Source organism: Pedobacter sp. CFBP9032 (genome assembly GCF_034045265.1).
Classification (GTDB): domain Bacteria; phylum Bacteroidota; class Bacteroidia; order Sphingobacteriales; family Sphingobacteriaceae; genus Pedobacter.
This window is the reverse complement of sequence record NZ_JAXCWE010000011.1, coordinates 161,617-178,266: the sequence shown is the minus strand read 5'-3', so window position 1 is coordinate 178,266 and position 16,650 is coordinate 161,617. Positions and strand designations below refer to the sequence as shown.

General features: G+C 37.5%; 14 protein-coding genes and 1 tRNA gene. 10 read left to right on the top strand and 5 right to left on the bottom strand.

What is annotated here, in order from left to right; translation table 11 throughout:
• Window positions 1-124: 124 nt before the first annotated feature.
• The 3 genes from SOM16_RS18785 to SOM16_RS18775 form a co-directional block, all read right to left on the bottom strand.
• A tRNA-Arg gene (locus SOM16_RS18785) sits at window positions 125-198 on the bottom strand.
• 99 nt (window positions 199-297) lie between these two features.
• Complete coding sequence (locus SOM16_RS18780) at window positions 298-762, bottom strand: redoxin domain-containing protein (protein WP_320465536.1); 465 nt, start codon at window positions 760-762, stop codon at window positions 298-300.
• 185 nt (window positions 763-947) lie between these two features.
• Window positions 948-1,859 carry an SDR family oxidoreductase gene (locus SOM16_RS18775; protein ID WP_320465535.1) on the bottom strand — a complete coding sequence of 304 codons (912 nt, stop codon included), beginning with the start codon at window positions 1,857-1,859 and terminating at the stop codon, window positions 948-950.
• A gap of 161 nt (window positions 1,860-2,020) precedes the next feature.
• Between SOM16_RS18775 and atpD the strand changes: the two genes are divergently transcribed.
• Both atpD and atpC read left to right on the top strand, forming a co-directional pair.
• On the top strand, window positions 2,021-3,523 hold the full coding sequence (gene atpD, locus SOM16_RS18770) for a F0F1 ATP synthase subunit beta (RefSeq protein ID WP_320465534.1): 1,503 nt from the start codon (window positions 2,021-2,023) through the stop codon (window positions 3,521-3,523).
• A gap of 86 nt (window positions 3,524-3,609) precedes the next feature.
• Window positions 3,610-3,855, top strand: a complete 246-nt coding sequence (atpC, locus tag SOM16_RS18765; protein ID WP_320465533.1) for an ATP synthase F1 subunit epsilon — start codon at window positions 3,610-3,612, stop codon at window positions 3,853-3,855.
• Window positions 3,856-4,028: 173 nt separating this feature from the next.
• Here atpC and SOM16_RS18760 read toward each other — a convergent pair whose 3' ends face one another.
• Window positions 4,029-5,477, bottom strand: a complete 1,449-nt coding sequence (locus tag SOM16_RS18760) for a fimbrillin family protein (RefSeq protein WP_320465532.1) — start codon at window positions 5,475-5,477, stop codon at window positions 4,029-4,031.
• 19 nt (window positions 5,478-5,496) lie between these two features.
• Entirely contained in the window at window positions 5,497-7,149 is a 1,653-nt protein-coding gene (locus tag SOM16_RS18755; RefSeq protein WP_320465531.1) for a fimbrillin family protein, read from the bottom strand.
• 483 nt (window positions 7,150-7,632) lie between these two features.
• Here SOM16_RS18755 and SOM16_RS18750 point away from each other — a divergent pair, with 483 nt between their 5' ends.
• The 8 genes from SOM16_RS18750 to SOM16_RS18715 all read left to right on the top strand — a co-directional run bounded on the left by SOM16_RS18750 (window position 7,633) and on the right by SOM16_RS18715 (window position 16,304).
• On the top strand, window positions 7,633-8,775 hold the full coding sequence (locus SOM16_RS18750) for a clostripain-related cysteine peptidase (protein WP_320465530.1): 1,143 nt from the start codon (window positions 7,633-7,635) through the stop codon (window positions 8,773-8,775).
• Window positions 8,776-9,345: 570 nt separating this feature from the next.
• A complete protein-coding gene (gene ilvE, locus SOM16_RS18745; protein ID WP_320465529.1) occupies window positions 9,346-10,236 on the top strand; it encodes a branched-chain-amino-acid transaminase in 891 nt (296 codons plus the stop codon).
• A gap of 85 nt (window positions 10,237-10,321) precedes the next feature.
• A complete protein-coding gene (locus SOM16_RS18740; RefSeq protein ID WP_320465528.1) occupies window positions 10,322-10,900 on the top strand; it encodes an O-methyltransferase in 579 nt (192 codons plus the stop codon).
• Between the two features lie 37 nt (window positions 10,901-10,937).
• Window positions 10,938-12,620 (top strand): dihydroxy-acid dehydratase, encoded by a 1,683-nt coding sequence (ilvD, locus tag SOM16_RS18735; protein WP_320465527.1) that lies wholly within the window; start codon window positions 10,938-10,940, stop codon window positions 12,618-12,620.
• 77 nt (window positions 12,621-12,697) lie between these two features.
• The gene (locus SOM16_RS18730; RefSeq protein WP_320465526.1) at window positions 12,698-13,258 is read left to right on the top strand and encodes an ORF6N domain-containing protein; all 561 of its coding nucleotides are present in this window, start codon (window positions 12,698-12,700) and stop codon (window positions 13,256-13,258) included.
• 17 nt (window positions 13,259-13,275) lie between these two features.
• A complete protein-coding gene (gene ilvB / locus SOM16_RS18725) occupies window positions 13,276-15,027 on the top strand; it encodes a biosynthetic-type acetolactate synthase large subunit (RefSeq protein ID WP_320465525.1) in 1,752 nt (583 codons plus the stop codon).
• A gap of 83 nt (window positions 15,028-15,110) precedes the next feature.
• A complete protein-coding gene (gene ilvN / locus SOM16_RS18720) occupies window positions 15,111-15,749 on the top strand; it encodes an acetolactate synthase small subunit (protein WP_316763511.1) in 639 nt (212 codons plus the stop codon).
• A 90-nt stretch (window positions 15,750-15,839) separates the two neighbouring features.
• Complete coding sequence (locus SOM16_RS18715) at window positions 15,840-16,304, top strand: DinB family protein (protein WP_320465524.1); 465 nt, start codon at window positions 15,840-15,842, stop codon at window positions 16,302-16,304.
• The last annotated feature ends 346 nt before the right edge of the window (window positions 16,305-16,650 follow it).

Here is a 16,650-nt window from a genome sequence, read left to right as displayed (position 1 = left end):
AAACTGGTCTTGCAGCATCATACAGCTGGCATGGTATATTCTTTATGAAGACAGGGGAAAATTAAGACGGCTTTGTATGATTTAAGACAAAAAAAAGCGGCTGATGATGATCAGCCGCTTTCAGTGCACTTGTAGGGATTCGAACCCCAAACCTTCTCATCCGTAGTGAGATGCTCTATCCAATTGAGCTACAAATGCGTTTTCCGTATCGTTAACGGACTGCAAAGGTATAATTTGAGATTTTAATTTCCAATTAATTTTTAAAAAAAATCTCAAATTATATTAAGCAATTTTATTCTAAGCTTTTAGAGCATCATCAATTGCTTTGAAATCAGGCAATTCACCAGCATTTTCTAAAACTTCCGCATAAGCGATTTTTCCTTCTTCATCTATTACAAAGGCTGCCCTTTTAGATACGCCTTTTAATCCGAATACAAATTCAGGGTAAAATGCTTCGTAAGCTTGCGATACTGTTTTGTTAAAATCAGATAATAATGGAAATTGGTAATTCTGAACTTCTTTAAACTTGGCTAAAGAAAAAGGAGAATCTACAGAAACACCTAAAACCTGAGCATTTACGCCTTCGTAAAAACTGAAATTATCTCTCATGGTACATAATTGTTCTGTGCAAGTGCCTGTAAAGGCCATCGGGAAAAAGTGAATAATCACCTTTTTACCTTTAAAAGCTGATAAGGAAACCTCTGCTAAATCAGAGCTGTATAACTTAAAATCCGGGGCTTGATCGCCAATTTGTAGTGACATATGTTTAATTGTTTTTGTTTGCTATTCGTTTGTGGTTTATTGTTTGTCGTTGCTGGCTGTTCGTTAATATTTCTAAAACCGTAAACACCTCACCGCCCAGTCTTGATACTAAATACTAGATACTTAATACTTGATACTAACTACTAGACACTTGATACTAAATACTCAATACCCACCACTGCATACTATCTTACACCATTTCCCATCTGCTCATCCACTATCTTCAATCCCTCTTCAAAACTATGCGGATTGTATTTTAAATCTTCAATTGCTTTAGCTAACACAAAACCAGTTTTAGCAGGTCGTTTTGCTTTTTGGTTTAAACCAGCAGAACTGATTTCTAAAATCAATGAATGATCCAACGACCAATAATCGGCAACTTTTCTCACTAAATCAGCAATACTCATGTAATCTTTACCCGCAATGTGGTATACGCCTTGCGCATCATTTTCCACAGCCAGCAGACAGGCTTCAGCTAAATCTTCAGCGAGTGTTGGCGTTCTCCATTGATCGTTGACTACATTTATTGGCTGTTTTCTTTCTAATGCACCCTTTGCCCATAACACAATATTGCTCCGGCTTATATCAGCGGTTATTCCATAAACTAAAACCGTTCTTAAAATACCCCATTTTGCTTTCGAATTTTGTACGGCAAGTTCAGCAAGCAGCTTTGTCTCGCCATAATAGCTAAGCGGATTAGGGGCATCAGTTTCCACATAAGGTCCATCGCCTCCATCAAAAATAAAATCCGTACTAAGGTGTATAAAATGAATATGATGTTCTTCGCAAAGTGATACCAGGTTTTGAGTTGCGGCTACATTTAATTGATAACACGCTTCTTTATTGGTTTCGCTTGTATCCACATTAGTCATCGCCGCGGTATGGATAATGGCATCAGGCTGATATTTCAAAACCACTTGCTTAACCTGTTCGGCATTTAAAATATCCATTTCCGCGTATTCATAACCACCTTCTACAGGAAACCGATTTGCACCTTTGGCCGTAGCAATTAAGTTTAGGCGTCCTTCAGTCAATATTTTTTCGGTAATTTTTTGTCCGAGAAGGCCATTGCTACCTGTAACTAAAATGGTTTTCATTTCAAGATTTTGAAGTGCTAAAATACCCATTAAAATGCTGTTGGAAAAATTTCTAATATATATTTAAAATTTACTAATAATAACTTAACTTTGCCAACCGAATTGGAGCCCTTACAAACGGCTTTAATTCATTGACTGTAATAAATTTACTCACAACAGATATGCCTAACTTAGGAAAAATAGCACAAATTATCGGCCCAGTGGTTGACGTTAGCTTTGCTGATGATGCCCATCTACCTAAAATTTTTGATGCGTTAGAGATAACGAAAGAAAATGGACAAAAAATTGTTTTAGAAGTTCAACAACACTTAGGTGAAGATCGTGTTCGTGCAATCTCAATGGACTCTACAGATGGTTTAGTTCGTGGAATGGATGTACTTGACACTGGTTCAGCAATTAAAATGCCAGTTGGCGACCAAATTAAAGGTCGTTTATTTAATGTGGTTGGAGAAGCCATCGATGGTATTACTGCTGTAGATAAAACAGGTGGTCGCCCTATTCATGCTACTCCTCCTAAGTTTGAAGATTTATCTACTGAAACTGAAGTACTTTTTACAGGTATTAAAGTAATCGATTTATTAGAGCCTTATGCAAAAGGTGGTAAAATCGGTTTATTCGGTGGTGCTGGTGTAGGTAAAACGGTATTAATCATGGAGTTGGTAAACAACATCGCTAAAGCTTACGCTGGTTTATCAGTATTTGCAGGTGTTGGTGAACGTACTCGTGAGGGTAACGATTTATTACGTGAGTTTATCGAATCAGGCGTTATTAATTATGGAGATGAATTCTTACACTCCATGGAAAAAGGCGGCTGGGATTTGAACGCAGTTGATACTGAAAAATTAAAAGAGTCTAAAGCAACATTGGTTTTCGGTCAAATGAACGAGCCTCCTGGTGCACGTGCACGTGTAGCATTATCAGGATTAACAGTTGCAGAATATTTCCGTGATGGTGATGGCGAAGGCGCAGGAAAAGACATCCTTTTCTTCGTTGATAACATCTTCCGTTTCACTCAGGCAGGTTCTGAGGTGTCGGCTTTATTAGGCCGTATGCCATCTGCGGTAGGTTACCAACCAACATTGGCAACTGAAATGGGTTTAATGCAGGAGCGTATTACTTCAACTAAACGTGGCTCAATTACTTCTGTACAAGCGGTATATGTACCTGCAGATGATTTGACTGACCCTGCACCGGCAACAACATTTGCCCACTTAGATGCAACTACAGTACTTTCGCGTAAAATTGCTGAGTTGGGTATTTATCCTGCGGTAGATCCATTGGATTCTACTTCACGTATCCTTTCTCCTGCTGTTTTAGGTGATGAACACTATAATACTGCACAACGCGTTAAAGAAACCTTACAACGTTATAAAGAATTGCAAGATATCATCGCAATCTTAGGTATGGACGAATTATCTGAAGAAGATAAATTAGTCGTATCAAGAGCACGTCGTGTTCAACGTTTCTTATCTCAACCTTTCCACGTAGCTGAGCAGTTTACAGGCTTAAAAGGTGTATTGGTTGATATTAAAGATACCATCAAAGGCTTTAACATGATTATGGATGGTGAAGTTGATGAATATCCTGAAGCCGCGTTTAACTTAGTTGGTAGCATTGAAGATGCCATCGAAAAAGGTAAAAAATTATTAGCAGAAGCGAATTAGCATCAAGATTTGAGTATTAAGTATCAGGACTACAAACAGAATCTTGCTACTTGATACTAGTTACTTGATACTTAAATCTAAAAAGAATGAATTTAGAAATATTAACTCCAGATAAAAAAGTTTTCGAAGGCGAGGTAACAGGCGTTACGGTTCCTGGTACTTTAGGTTCTTTTCAGATTTTGAAAGACCATGCGCCAATCATTTCAACTTTGGAAGATGGAGAAGTGATTATTAAAGCAAACAAAATCGACGAACAACGCTTTTTTATTAAAGGTGGTGTTGTTGAAGCCATTCATAATAAAATAGTGGTTTTGGCAGAAGGTATTGCATAATCATATAAATTACACAAAGAGCCCTTGAGAGAAATCTGAAGGGCTTTTTTTGTGTAAATATTTCCGCTCTGCTGTTGTTGGAAATTCAATCAGCATTTCTTTTTCAGATCGTTCTTAAATAAAAAAATCCGTTTCGCTTGTAGCAAAACGGATTTTCAATGAATTGAATTTAATTAATTTACGCCGATAATCACCACATTATCTAAACGGATGCCATAAGTATTAGTCGCTGCTACACTCGAAAATTCGATGGTATTACTTGCAAGTGCCGGAATATTTGCGAGTTCCAAAGTGTAAAACTTATTCTGATCTGGCGTACCTGCAATTGGCTGGCTACTCACCGGAACATCAATACCATTCACTTTTACTTTAATTACGTTTAGATTGCCGGTAGCTGCAGATCCGGTAATGTTCGCTGCTAAATCATATTTGATTTTCAATTTAGTGAAACCGGAAACGTTTAGATTAGCGATCACAACAGATGCATCTTTAGTTGCCGGCAACCAAACATGAGCGTTGGTACCATCGCCATAACTGGAGATGGTTCTTAAATCTGCATTACCAAAACTATCGCTAAAAGTTAAACCCTTGTTATCATAATTGGTGTAAGTGCCAATTTTCGGCTTAGTTGCAGGGATAGCTCCCGTACCAAAAGTTTCGGTGTAAAGTACAGTCTCCACGCCTACTGGTGGCGTAACTACCACTTGGTCTTGATCAACAGTATAGGAGCCTGATGGTACGTTTGTCCAGTTTGTAATTGTTGCGGAAAGCGCTACTGCTACAGGTGTAGCCGTAGCATCGTTCTTTAATTCAATTTCATAGCTGTATTTTTTACCTTGCTCAAATTTTGTGTTCGCCGGCAAAGTAAGTTTGAATTTTCCGGCAGGTAAGGTAAAGGTTACTTGTTTACCAGAAGCATCTGCTACCGGAAGTACAATTAATTCAGATACCACTGCTGCATTTCTAGTTGCCGTTTTTGCAGTTAAATCATTAGCCTGACTTTGATTACTTAAAATACCGGTTGCCAAATCGAAATCTGCTTTGGAATTTAAACCCGCAACCATTGTTGTTAGATTATTTAAATCTGCCACACCAGCTCCATTTTTTACCGTAAATTCTATTTTAGCCAATTGGTGGGTAAATACCAGGTTAGCAGCCGTACTGGTTTTGCTTAAAGCAGTTGCGTTGTTCGAATACAATAAATCAATAGCACTTTGGCTATTTTGATTACTCAAATCTACAGCATAAATATTATTAGTAAGCGATTGCTTAAAAGGATAGTAAGCAAGAAAATCTACTGTACTGCCATTTTCAGGATAATACAGGGTTTGATCTGTAGCTGATGCCGTAAACTCGCCATTACCAGTTGTTTTATAATTTTTATTGGCAGCAACAACGTTGGATAAACCACTGCCAGTTTTCATAAAAACACCGATGGCATCATTGGCCTCCCAGGTATCGTTAACGGCCTTGGTTTTGATCTGACCATTTATACTCGAAGAAAATTTAACAGCGGTGCTGCTTTCAGGGTTTGTAGGTTCAGTTGGGCTGTCTTTTTTACAAGAGCTGCTCATTACAAACAGCGTGATTGCTGTTGCAAATAAAATGTTTTGATTTTTCATGTTCGTTATTTAGTAGATTTTATTTCCAGATATTGTTATCAATAGTGCCTTTAACTGTTTCAGATAGTTTAGGGAAAAAAGTATAGCCTGTTTCTTTTTCAATCTCGCTTACACTAATGCGATAAGAATTATAATTGGTTGATGAAGGAATAACCTGGTTATTAATTTTAAAAGCGATAGTATAATAGGTGTTGCCCTTTTTCATGGCAAGCGCTTTATAGTAATATTTTGGAATAGCCGATCCTTTTAAATAGGTAATATTTTGATCAGTAGCGGTAGTAATTCCTGCCCCTGTAACCACATAAAGCGTATCGCTTTGCGCAGTCCATGTTCTTACCTGTTGCTCCAGGTTATTCCAGATTCCCTGGTTCATAGAGGAAACCTGGGCAGTCATGTTAGAATAATAAAAAGTGGTTGCATTTAATTCTCTTGTAGCAGTACGGTCTCCACTTGGAATCTGGTGACCACGATCGTATCCATTCCCAAATGAACTACTTAAGTTTACCTGATCGCTGGAAGAAATTGCCGGATCAAATGCCCAGGCATCCGTACGACCAGAACTTCCAATATAAGAAGCATGCAGTGGATAAGCTACCCAATAGGCCATTTTATACCTTTTATCATATAACATCGAATAGTTTCTTACGCCAGTTCTACCTGGAAAGCCATGTGCAACATATAATGTGTTATTATCTGTGTTAACAATGGGTGTTTCCATATAACCATATTGTGCCGGCGGATTAATTACGGTTTCCTGATCAAGACTATATGAACCAGAAGGTACTGCATTCCAGTTCGTAATTACGGCTTTCAAGGCAGCTGCAATGCCTGTGCTTCCGCCTCCTTCACCTTTTAGTTCAATTTCATAACTGTATTTTTTTCCCTTTTCGAACTTAGTATTAGCAGGTAAACTCCAAGTAAAAGTTTTTGTGCCGATGGCAAATACCACCTTAGTGTTGGTTTCATCTGTGGTTGGAATCAAAATCGCTTCAGATACTACCGTGATATCTTTAATACCAGTTTTAGCTAAAATAGTAGTTTTCTGATCTTGCACGGCGATAACTCCACTGGCCAAATCGAAGTCGGCTTTAGATTTTACACCTGTAATGCTGGTAGAAAGTCCATTTAAATCTGTAACACCGGCACCATTTTTAACAGTGATTTCAATTTTCGATAATTGGTGCGAAAAAACAAGATTAGTATTGGTGCTGGTTTTGCTCAAGCCAGTTGCATTGTTGGCATACATTAAATCAATTGCACCTTGATTGCTTTGATTCTCAATATCTACAGCATAACTATTCGCTGAAACTGCTTGCTTAAATGGATAATAAGCGACAAAATCTACCGCACTTCCGTTTTCTGGATAAAATAAAGATTGATCTAATGCCGATGGTTTAAATTCACCATCTCCATTGGTAGTATAAGATTTGTTTGCCGAAACCACATTGGTAAAACCCGTTCCCGTTTTCATGAAAACACCAATTACATCATTGGCATCCCACTTATTATCGGTAGCCTTCGTTTTAATCTGTCCCTCAATAGAAGAAGAAAAACGAACTGCTGTTCGGTTATCAATTATTACCTCCGGATCTTTTGGGTTGTCTTTTTTACAAGCTGTTGCAAAAAGTACGAGCGCAACAATTGAAGCAAATTGTAAATTTTTAATTTTCATTAATTTGTGATTATGTTAAGGATTGATTGATTTGAAACTGGAAGTCTCCAAGATTTGCGGAGAGAAAGATTGCGTTAAGTGATTTTGGATGACTTGAACATCCCGGTAAGAAGATGATTTGTTAAATAATATCACAAAGAACGGTCTGTAAGAAAGGCTTTTGGTTAAGCTAAAAAGAAGAATTTGTTAAGGTTTTGGCTAAATAAAGTGAAACTATAATTATCAGTTAACATTGTAATTAGTAGACGCGAGCAGTACTATTTAAGTTAAAAACTGCCTTTAATGAGTCGAATAATTATACAATGTTCTCTACTGCAAACCTTTAATAATTTAAAGCCTTATCATGATTCAAATTTAAAGTCATCGTTTGTGGTGAAATCGTTAGCGAAAAAAATAAACAGCAAACGGAAAGTGAAAACTGAAAAGTAACCTTTAAGCACACGAAACAGAAAATTAATTAATTTGTGGCTGAAATAACCTGCCATGATTATCCATAAACGCTTGCTGCTCATCTTATCTTTCCTCATTGTTACCACCTTAAATTTTTCCTGCAAAAAACAGGAAGATCTCCCCTCTGAGAAAATAAAGGCAAAAAAAATGGTGCTTGTATATATGGAAGCAAATAACGATCTCCGTTATGAAGCCTTAACAAGCATCAACAGGATGGAAAAAGGTGCCAAAGATATTGATGGTGTATTATTGGTCTACATTAAAACAAGCAGTGTTCGATCATACTTATTAAAAATAAAATACGATCCGGATGAAAACAGAATTGTCAGCGATACAGTAAAAACTTATCAAAGTACTGCAACATCCGACCCGGAATTTCTAAAGGATGTGGTAAACGATGCACAAAACGAATATCCGGCAGAAACCTATGGATTAATTTTATGGTCTCATGCTACCTCTTGGGCACCTCCTGCAAATGCAATGATTAAAACAAAATCATTTGGACGAGATAACGGGCAGGAAATGGATATCATAGACTTAAAAAATGCATTACCAAACAACCTGGAATTTCTTATTTTCGACGCCTGTTCCATGGGTGGTGTAGAAGTGCTTTATGAGTTTAAAGATAAAGCCAAATATATTATCGCTTCGCCTGCCGAAACCATTGCCGAAAGTTTTCCTTACCAAAATATCACGCCTTACCTTTTTAAAGGTTCAGACCAGTTAAAGGATATTGCACAAGCTTATTACGATTATTATAATAGTTATACTGATGACAGGCAATCCGCGACAGTTGCATTAATCAATACCAGTGAGCTTACACAATTAGCTTTTGAGATGAAATCTGTCATGCTTAAAACCAAAGTTTATGGCGATCGGTTTAAAAGCGAAAATGTTCAGCGTTTGGATTTTACAGCAGGTTTCCCTGTTGCAAATTATGATTTCGGCGATTTTTTAAATCACAACTGGCAACCAGATCAGCTTAAAGATATTTACGCGCAATTAAATAAGGTTATTTTGTATAAGGCAAACACCTCAAATTTTCTTGGAAAACCGATCAAAGCATTTTCGGGGATTACTTGCTACATTCCTGATCTTAACGATCGCAATTTAACTTACTACAAAAGATTGCAATGGTACACCGCGAGCGGTTTTAGTATCCCTTTCGAAAAGTAGTATTATCAATTTGCCAAAATAATAAATGCCCATGCCGTAAGCTATTATTTATACGATCCCTGACTTAAATTTTTATTTCAAATTACCCGTTAATTTTCAAATTAATTTAGCGTAGAAACTAATTTTAGGCAGAAAACCATAATATTTGCAATGCAAGCATAACAAACATACCGTATACCGTTTTGATATTCAGTCTACACCCGTCGGCATTAAATCACTAAATCCACAAACAAGCAGAATAACATTGCGATGTAAGACTATATATTAAAATTATATTCTGATTTCATTTTTTTTCATTTTCCCTTGCATATTAATAAACCAAAAACTAAATTGGTTTTATAAACAATAAGGCAATAATGGCATTATCAAATAACACATTTACAATTAATTCTACTGCAAGCATTGTGGGAAGCATTGTGTTACTACCTGTCATTTTACTTAACCTCCTACTCCTAAATATTTTACTGGACAAGAAATAGGGTAGCTTATAAATAGAATTAAAAAACTAAAATATACTTAAAGCGTCCCGATACAAACGGGACGCTTTTTTTAAATAACAAAACAGGTATTATGAAATACTATAATTCTAATACGATTATTTACCTTGATGGGAAGTTTGAAAAAGCTGCCGATAGTAGCACTGACTTATACGGGCAGTCGTTACATTATGGTTATGCTGCTTTCGAGGGAATCAGAGCTTACAAAACGCACAATGGCAATCGCATTTTCAAAGCAGCCGCTCACTTTGATCGTTTAGAACGCTCTTGTAAATTGGCTAATATTCCTTTCCCGTGGGATAAACAAGAACTCATTAAAGAAACTTATAAATTACTTACACTGAACAAACTTAAAGACGCTTACATTCGTCCTTTGGTTTTTTGTCACCCTAATATGAAATTGAATGAGCCCACTGGTGTATCAATTTTCATTTGCGCCTGGGATTGGGATGCCTATTCAGGAAATAAATTATTAAAATTAACCATTTCAGATTACGAAAGACCCAATCCAAAATCAACGCCAATGGAGGCTAAACTGAGCGGAAATTATATCAACTCCATCTTAGCTACCACAGCCGCCAATATTAAAGGTTACGATGAGGCCTTACTCCTTGATATGAATGGATTTGTTGCCGAGGCATCCGGTGCAAATATATTTATTGAAAAAGATGGTAAAATTTACACTCCATCTGTAGGCAACATTTTACCAGGAATTACCAGAGCAACAGTTAAAGAACTCTGCACAGTTTTAGACATTGAATGCATTGAGAAAAATCTGACGGTAGAAGACTTGAAGAGTGCAGATAGCGCATTTTTGTGTGGAACAGCGACAGAGGTTGCAGGTATTGCTTCAATCGATGATATTGTTTTCCGCAGTTTGTGGAGAGAATCTATCGGTTACACCATACAACGGGCCTATAAAAATCTTGTATTGGAGAAAGTAAATTACGAGGTGATTATTTAGTGGCCAGGATCAACTAGCGGGTTTCAAGTAGCAAGACCTAAAAACACCATTGTAACTAACAGAAAAATAATATACATTTTAAACAATGAATCAAAAAGTCAATCAACAGTTTCCAAAATCTTATGATCAGATTGACGAAGCAACAAAAGCTTCTGGATTTGATATGGCTTCTGATGTGTTGACTTGTTCATTATTAAGAACGCTTGCTAGTTCAAAACCTAGTGGTAATTTTTTAGAATTAGGCACTGGCACTGGCTTGTCTACATCATGGATACTAGATGGAATGGATGAAAATTCAAAGTTGGTTTCGGTAGATAATAATGAAAAATACATAAATATTGCTAAAAGCTTTTTAGAAGCGGATAACCGTTTGACATTAGTTTCTTCTGATGGTGGTGAATGGATGGCAAAAAATAAAAAAAATAAATACGATTACATATTTGCTGATACCTGGCATGGAAAATATTTGCTTTTAGATGAAGCAATCGCGATGCTCAACAAAGGAGGACTTTATATCATAGACGATATGTTACCTCAACCCAATTGGCCACATGGTCATCAGGAAAAAGTAAATCAACTAATGAATGATTTAGAATCCAGAACAGATTTCCACATAACCACCCAGGCTTGGGCAAGTGGAATCGTAATCGGAGTAAAAAAATAGATCATAACTAACAGAACCAGAATATACATTTTGAACAATGAGCGAATTAAACAAGTACAGTAAAACATTTACACAAGATCCTACACAACCAGCAGCGCAGGCCATGCTTTATGGAATTGGCTTAACCGATGCTGATATGGCTAAAGCTCAGGTTGGTATTGCAAGCATGGGTTATGATGGTAACACCTGCAATATGCACCTTAACGACCTCGCGAAGGATGTAAAAGCAGGGGTCTGGAAAAATGATTTAGTGGGCTTGGTTTTTAATACCATTGGTGTAAGTGATGGGATGAGCAACGGAACTGATGGAATGCGTTACTCGTTGGTTAGTCGTGATGTAATTGCCGATAGTATTGAAACCATCTGTGGTGGTCAGTATTACGATGGGATTATTTCCATTCCAGGTTGTGATAAAAATATGCCTGGTGCTATTATGGCGATGGCACGTTTAGATCGTCCATCGATTATGGTTTATGGCGGTACAATTGCTCCGGGCCATTATAAGGGTGAAGAATTAAACATTGTTTCTGCATTCGAGGCCTTAGGTCAGAAAATATGCGGCAACTTATCGGACGAAGATTATCAGGGCATTATCAAACATACTTGCCCGGGTGCGGGTGCTTGTGGTGGCATGTATACTGCCAATACAATGGCATCGGCAATAGAAGCTTTAGGGATGAGTTTACCTTACTCTTCTTCGAATCCAGCCATTAGTCCAGAGAAAAAACAAGAATGTTTAGATACTGGAAAATACATCAAGGTTTTGCTGGAGAAAGATATTAAACCATCTGATATCATGACGAGAAAAGCATTTGAAAATGCCATTCGTTCCATTATCATTTTAGGTGGAAGTACGAACGCAGTGTTACACTTTATCGCAATGGGTAAAGCCATCGGTGTTGAAATTACACAGGATGATTTCCAGAAGATGAGTGATATAACTCCTGTATTGGCAGATTTTAAGCCAAGCGGAAAATATTTAATGCAAGATTTACATCAATATGGCGGGATCCCTGCCGTGTTGAAATACATGTTAGATGAAGGTTTACTGCACGGCGATTGCTTAACCGTAACTGGCAAAACAATGGCCGAAAATTTAGCTGATGTAAAATCGATTATGGATTATGATCAGAAGATTATTCAGAAATTAAATAACCCGATTAAAGCAACCGGTCACTTACAAATTCTTTATGGAAATTTAGCTGAAAAAGGATCTGTAGCAAAAATTTCGGGTAAAGAAGGTGAGAAGTTTGAAGGTCCGGCACGTGTATTTGATGGTGAACATGATTTAATTGCTGGTATTTCCAGTGGTCGCGTTCAACCTGGCGATGTGATTGTAATTAAAAATTCTGGTCCTGTAGGCGCTCCGGGTATGCCTGAAATGCTAAAACCAACTTCAGCAATTATTGGCGCTGGTTTAGGTAAATCTGTAGCTTTAATTACCGATGGTCGTTTCTCTGGCGGAACACATGGTTTCGTAGTGGGGCACATCACTCCAGAATCTTACAAAGGTGGTTTAATTGGCTTGGTAGAAGACAATGACCCAATTTTAATTGATGCTGTAAATAATATCATTAGTCTTCAGGTGAGCGAAGAAATTATCGCAGCGCGAAGAGCGAAATATGTTCAACCAGAATTAAAAGTAACAAAAGGTGTATTATTTAAGTATGCCAAAACAGTTTCAGATGCCGCAAGTGGCTGTGTAACTGATGAATATTAATTCCCTATCCTCCTGAAGGGGGAAGAGAAAGGCAAGAAGTCATCCCGACTATAAATTAATATTTAAATGAAAACGATATGCAAATTATTAAAAGCATAGAAAGTAGAATTTATGTAATTCGGGGTGAAAGAGTAATGCTAGATTTCGATTTAGCATCGCTTTATGAAGTTGAAACTAAAGTTTTAAATCAGGCAGTAAAACGAAATATCATGCGCTTTCCTGAAGATTTTATGTTTCAACTTACATCAAAAGAATGGGAAGGTATCCAGTCACAAATGGTGGTGATAAATAACCCCAACTTGAAGTCACAAATTGTGACTTCAAGTTGGGGCGGCACCCGAAAGATGCCTTATGCCTTTACAGAACAAGGTGTAGCCATGTTAAGTGGTGTTTTGAAAAGTGAAAAGGCAATTAATATGAATATTGCCATCATGAGAGTGTTTGTAGATGTTCGGAAAATTTTGCTGAAACAAAGTAGCATTAACGAGCAACTAACAGAAATTAAAGAACGGATAGGTGAACACGATGTTCAGTTAAATGAACTTTATAATGCAATGGAGAATTTAGTTGATGAAAAAATTGCTCAATTGAAGTGGAAAGACAGGGAGAAGATTGGGTTTAAGATTAAAGAAAAATAGAACCGTAAAAACATATTATGGAAACTGCACAAGATACAATACAACAAACTGAGGCTAAAGCAGAGGCCTCTAAATCCTTATTTAAAGGAACGGGCTCTCAGGTTTTGTTGAATGGATTAATTGAAGAAGGTGTTAGCACCATTTTCGGTTATCCTGGCGGAGCAATCATGCCCATTTACGATGCACTTTATGATTACGCTGATAAATTACAGCATATTTTGGTCCGTCATGAACAGGGTGGAATCCATGCGGCGCAAGGTTTTGCAAGAGCCAGCGGAGAAGTGGGTGTTGTTTTTGCCACCAGCGGACCGGGCGCAACGAATCTGGTTACCGGCTTGGCTGATGCACAAATTGACAGTACCCCCTTAGTTTGTATCACCGGACAAGTTTTTGCCCATCTTTTAGGGACTGATGCTTTCCAGGAAACGGATGTGATTAATATCACTACGCCAGTTACCAAATGGAATTATCAGGTTACTGATGCGAAAGAGATTCCTGAAGTTTTAGCTAAAGCTTTTTATATCGCTAAAAGTGGCAGACCAGGACCTGTATTAATTGATATTACGAAGAATGCACAGTTACAGGTTGAAGAATTTCCTGAATATGTGAAATGCAATCACATCCGCTCTTATCGACCGAAACCAAAGGTTCGCGTGGAATACATCGAACAGGCAGCAGCATTAATTAATGCTGCAAAAAAACCGTTTGTATTATTCGGACAAGGGGTAGTATTGGGAACTGCAGAGGGAGAATTCAAAGCCTTCATCGAGAAGACTGGAATTCCTGCCGCCTGGACAATCTTAGGTGAAAGTGCCATTCCAACTGCACATCCGCTAAATGTTGGAATGCTAGGTATGCACGGCAACTATGGTCCAAACGTTTTAACTAACGAATGCGATGTTTTAATCGCAATCGGCATGCGCTTCGATGACCGTGTAACAGGCCGTTTAGATAAATATGCGAAACAAGCCAAGATCATTCACCTCGATATTGATCCGGCAGAAATTGATAAAAACGTTAAAGCAGATGTAGGCGTATGGGGCGATTGCAAAGAAACCCTGCCCCTATTAACTAATTTAGTAGATGCAAAAAAACATGAAGACTGGCTTGCAAAATTTAGAGATTACAATCAGCAGGAAATAGACCAGGTGATTACGCCGGAACTGTATCCAACCAGTGATGAAATGACAATGGGCGAAGTATTGCGCAACATCAATGAAATTTGTGGTGGCGATGCCGTGATTGTGACCGATGTTGGTCAACACCAAATGGTGGCTTGCCGATACGCGAAATTTAATAATACCCGTAGCAATATCACTTCGGGTGGTTTAGGCACTATGGGCTTTGGCTTACCTGCAGCAATCGGTGCTAAATATGGTGCTCCTGATAAAACAGTAATTGCGATTATAGGCGATGGCGGTTTTCAGATGACGCCTCAGGAATTAGGTACCATTATGCAATTCGGTGCCGCAGTTAAGATTTTGATTTTGAATAATCGCTTTTTAGGAATGGTTCGCCAATGGCAACAGCTATTTCACGATAAACGCTATTCCTTTGTGAACATCACCAGTCCTGATTTCGTGGCTTTAGCTAAAGCTTATTACATTGAGGCTGATAAAGTTGAAGAGCGTGCAAACTTAAGACAAGCACTGGAGACGATGATTAACCACGAAGGCTCTTACTTATTAGAGGTAATGGTTGGAAGAGAAAATAATGTTTTCCCAATGGTTCCGCAAGGAATGAGCGTAAGTGAAATTAGATTGAAGTAATTAAGAACAAAGATAAAAGAACAAAGAATAATGATTTTACCCAGGTCTTTAGTCTTTGCGCCTCCATCCTTAATCCAACAAAAATGAGTACTGAAAACACCATAGAACATAAAATAGATAAAGCCGATATCGAAGGCAAGCAAGAATATACCATCACGGTTTATGCCGAAAATAGGATCGGTTTATTAAATAGGATTGCGATCATTTTCTCTAAAAGAAAAATAAATATTGAAAGTTTAAACACCTCGCCATCAGAAATTGATGGTATTCACCGTTTTAACATAGTAATAACAGAAAGTTATGAGGTAGTTAGAAAGCTTGCTCGTCAAATTGAGAAGCAAATAGAAGTGTTGAAGGTTTATTTCAATACCAATGAAGAAATTATCTGGCAGGAACTGGCTTTATACAAAGTTTCTACGGATGAAATTGCAGAAAAAGTTACCGTGGAGCGATTGCTTAGACAATACGGCGCAAGTGCGGTAGTAATTCGTAAAGATTATACGGTTTTCGCCGTAACTGGTCACCGGGAAGAAACCGATGCACTGGTAAAAGCATTAGAACCTTATGAACTGATCGAATTTGTACGCTCAGCGAGAGTAGCCATTATTAAAGATAGTGCTGGCTTCCACGAGAAATTGAAAGAATTTGAAGCTTTCGAACCTGGAGAAGAATTGGTAGAAAATGAGTTCTTAGACAAAGGGGAAAAGATTTTCACCATGTAATACTGAGGTGGAGGTTAGAAAGGTTGAAGGTGAAGCATAATGCTTAGCATTCTTCGAGAAAACTTTGTAGTCTTTGCGGTTAAATAAAAAATGATGAACGAAATATTTGAATTTATAATCAACTCCAGAAAGTCTTTTATTGATTTAATAGACGGGTTAACACTTGAGCAACTGAACAAAATTCCTGATGGATTTAACAATAACATCATCTGGAATTTCGGACATATTGTAGTGAGCACACAAACCCTTTGTTACGTTCGAACAGGTATCTTACAAGATGCTGCTTCAGTGAGATTCAATGAATATTATAAAAAGGATACAAAGCCATCCTATGCGGTAACAGAAGAAGAAGTCGCAGAATTGAAGGCCATCGCAATAAAAAGCATTGAAAAAATAAAAGAAGATTATGCAAACGGAAAATTTGCAGACATCACTCCTTTTACAACCGCTACCTATGGCGTGCAGATGAACAGCATAGAAGAAGTACTGATCACTACGATTGGTCATGATAATTTGCATTACGGCTATGCATGGGCACAAAAAAATAAAATTTAAAATTGGAGACGAACGATACGATCTGTGAAATCATCCCGAAGGAAAAAATGAAAGATACTAGATAAAACATTAAATCTGTGAAATCAATCCATCTGTGAAATCAATCCGAAGGAAAAAATGAAAGATACTAGACAAAACATTAAATCTGTGAAATCAATCCATCTGTGAAATCAATCCGAAGGAAAAAATGAAAGATACTAGACAAAACATTAAATCTGTGAAATCAATCCATCTGTGAAATCAATCCGAAGGAAAAAATGAAAGATCCTAGATAACATAAAATCCGCGAAATCAACCCGAAGGAATATATATAACCCGATAAATAAATAGAAATTAACCAATAAAA

Coding starts and splice junctions, on each gene's coding strand:
- SOM16_RS18755 (WP_320465531.1), bottom strand. CDS start 7,149: ATGAAAATTAAAAATTTACAATTTGCTTCAATTGTTGCGCTCGTACTT.
- SOM16_RS18730 (WP_320465526.1), top strand. CDS start 12,698: ATGCAAATTATTAAAAGCATAGAAAGTAGAATTTATGTAATTCGGGGT.
- atpD (WP_320465534.1), top strand. CDS start 2,021: ATGCCTAACTTAGGAAAAATAGCACAAATTATCGGCCCAGTGGTTGAC.
- ilvN (WP_316763511.1), top strand. CDS start 15,111: ATGAGTACTGAAAACACCATAGAACATAAAATAGATAAAGCCGATATC.
- ilvB (WP_320465525.1), top strand. CDS start 13,276: ATGGAAACTGCACAAGATACAATACAACAAACTGAGGCTAAAGCAGAG.
- SOM16_RS18760 (WP_320465532.1), bottom strand. CDS start 5,477: ATGAAAAATCAAAACATTTTATTTGCAACAGCAATCACGCTGTTTGTA.
- SOM16_RS18715 (WP_320465524.1), top strand. CDS start 15,840: ATGATGAACGAAATATTTGAATTTATAATCAACTCCAGAAAGTCTTTT.
- ilvD (WP_320465527.1), top strand. CDS start 10,938: ATGAGCGAATTAAACAAGTACAGTAAAACATTTACACAAGATCCTACA.
- SOM16_RS18780 (WP_320465536.1), bottom strand. CDS start 762: ATGTCACTACAAATTGGCGATCAAGCCCCGGATTTTAAGTTATACAGC.
- atpC (WP_320465533.1), top strand. CDS start 3,610: ATGAATTTAGAAATATTAACTCCAGATAAAAAAGTTTTCGAAGGCGAG.
- SOM16_RS18750 (WP_320465530.1), top strand. CDS start 7,633: ATGATTATCCATAAACGCTTGCTGCTCATCTTATCTTTCCTCATTGTT.
- SOM16_RS18775 (WP_320465535.1), bottom strand. CDS start 1,859: ATGAAAACCATTTTAGTTACAGGTAGCAATGGCCTTCTCGGACAAAAA.
- SOM16_RS18740 (WP_320465528.1), top strand. CDS start 10,322: ATGAATCAAAAAGTCAATCAACAGTTTCCAAAATCTTATGATCAGATT.
- ilvE (WP_320465529.1), top strand. CDS start 9,346: ATGAAATACTATAATTCTAATACGATTATTTACCTTGATGGGAAGTTT.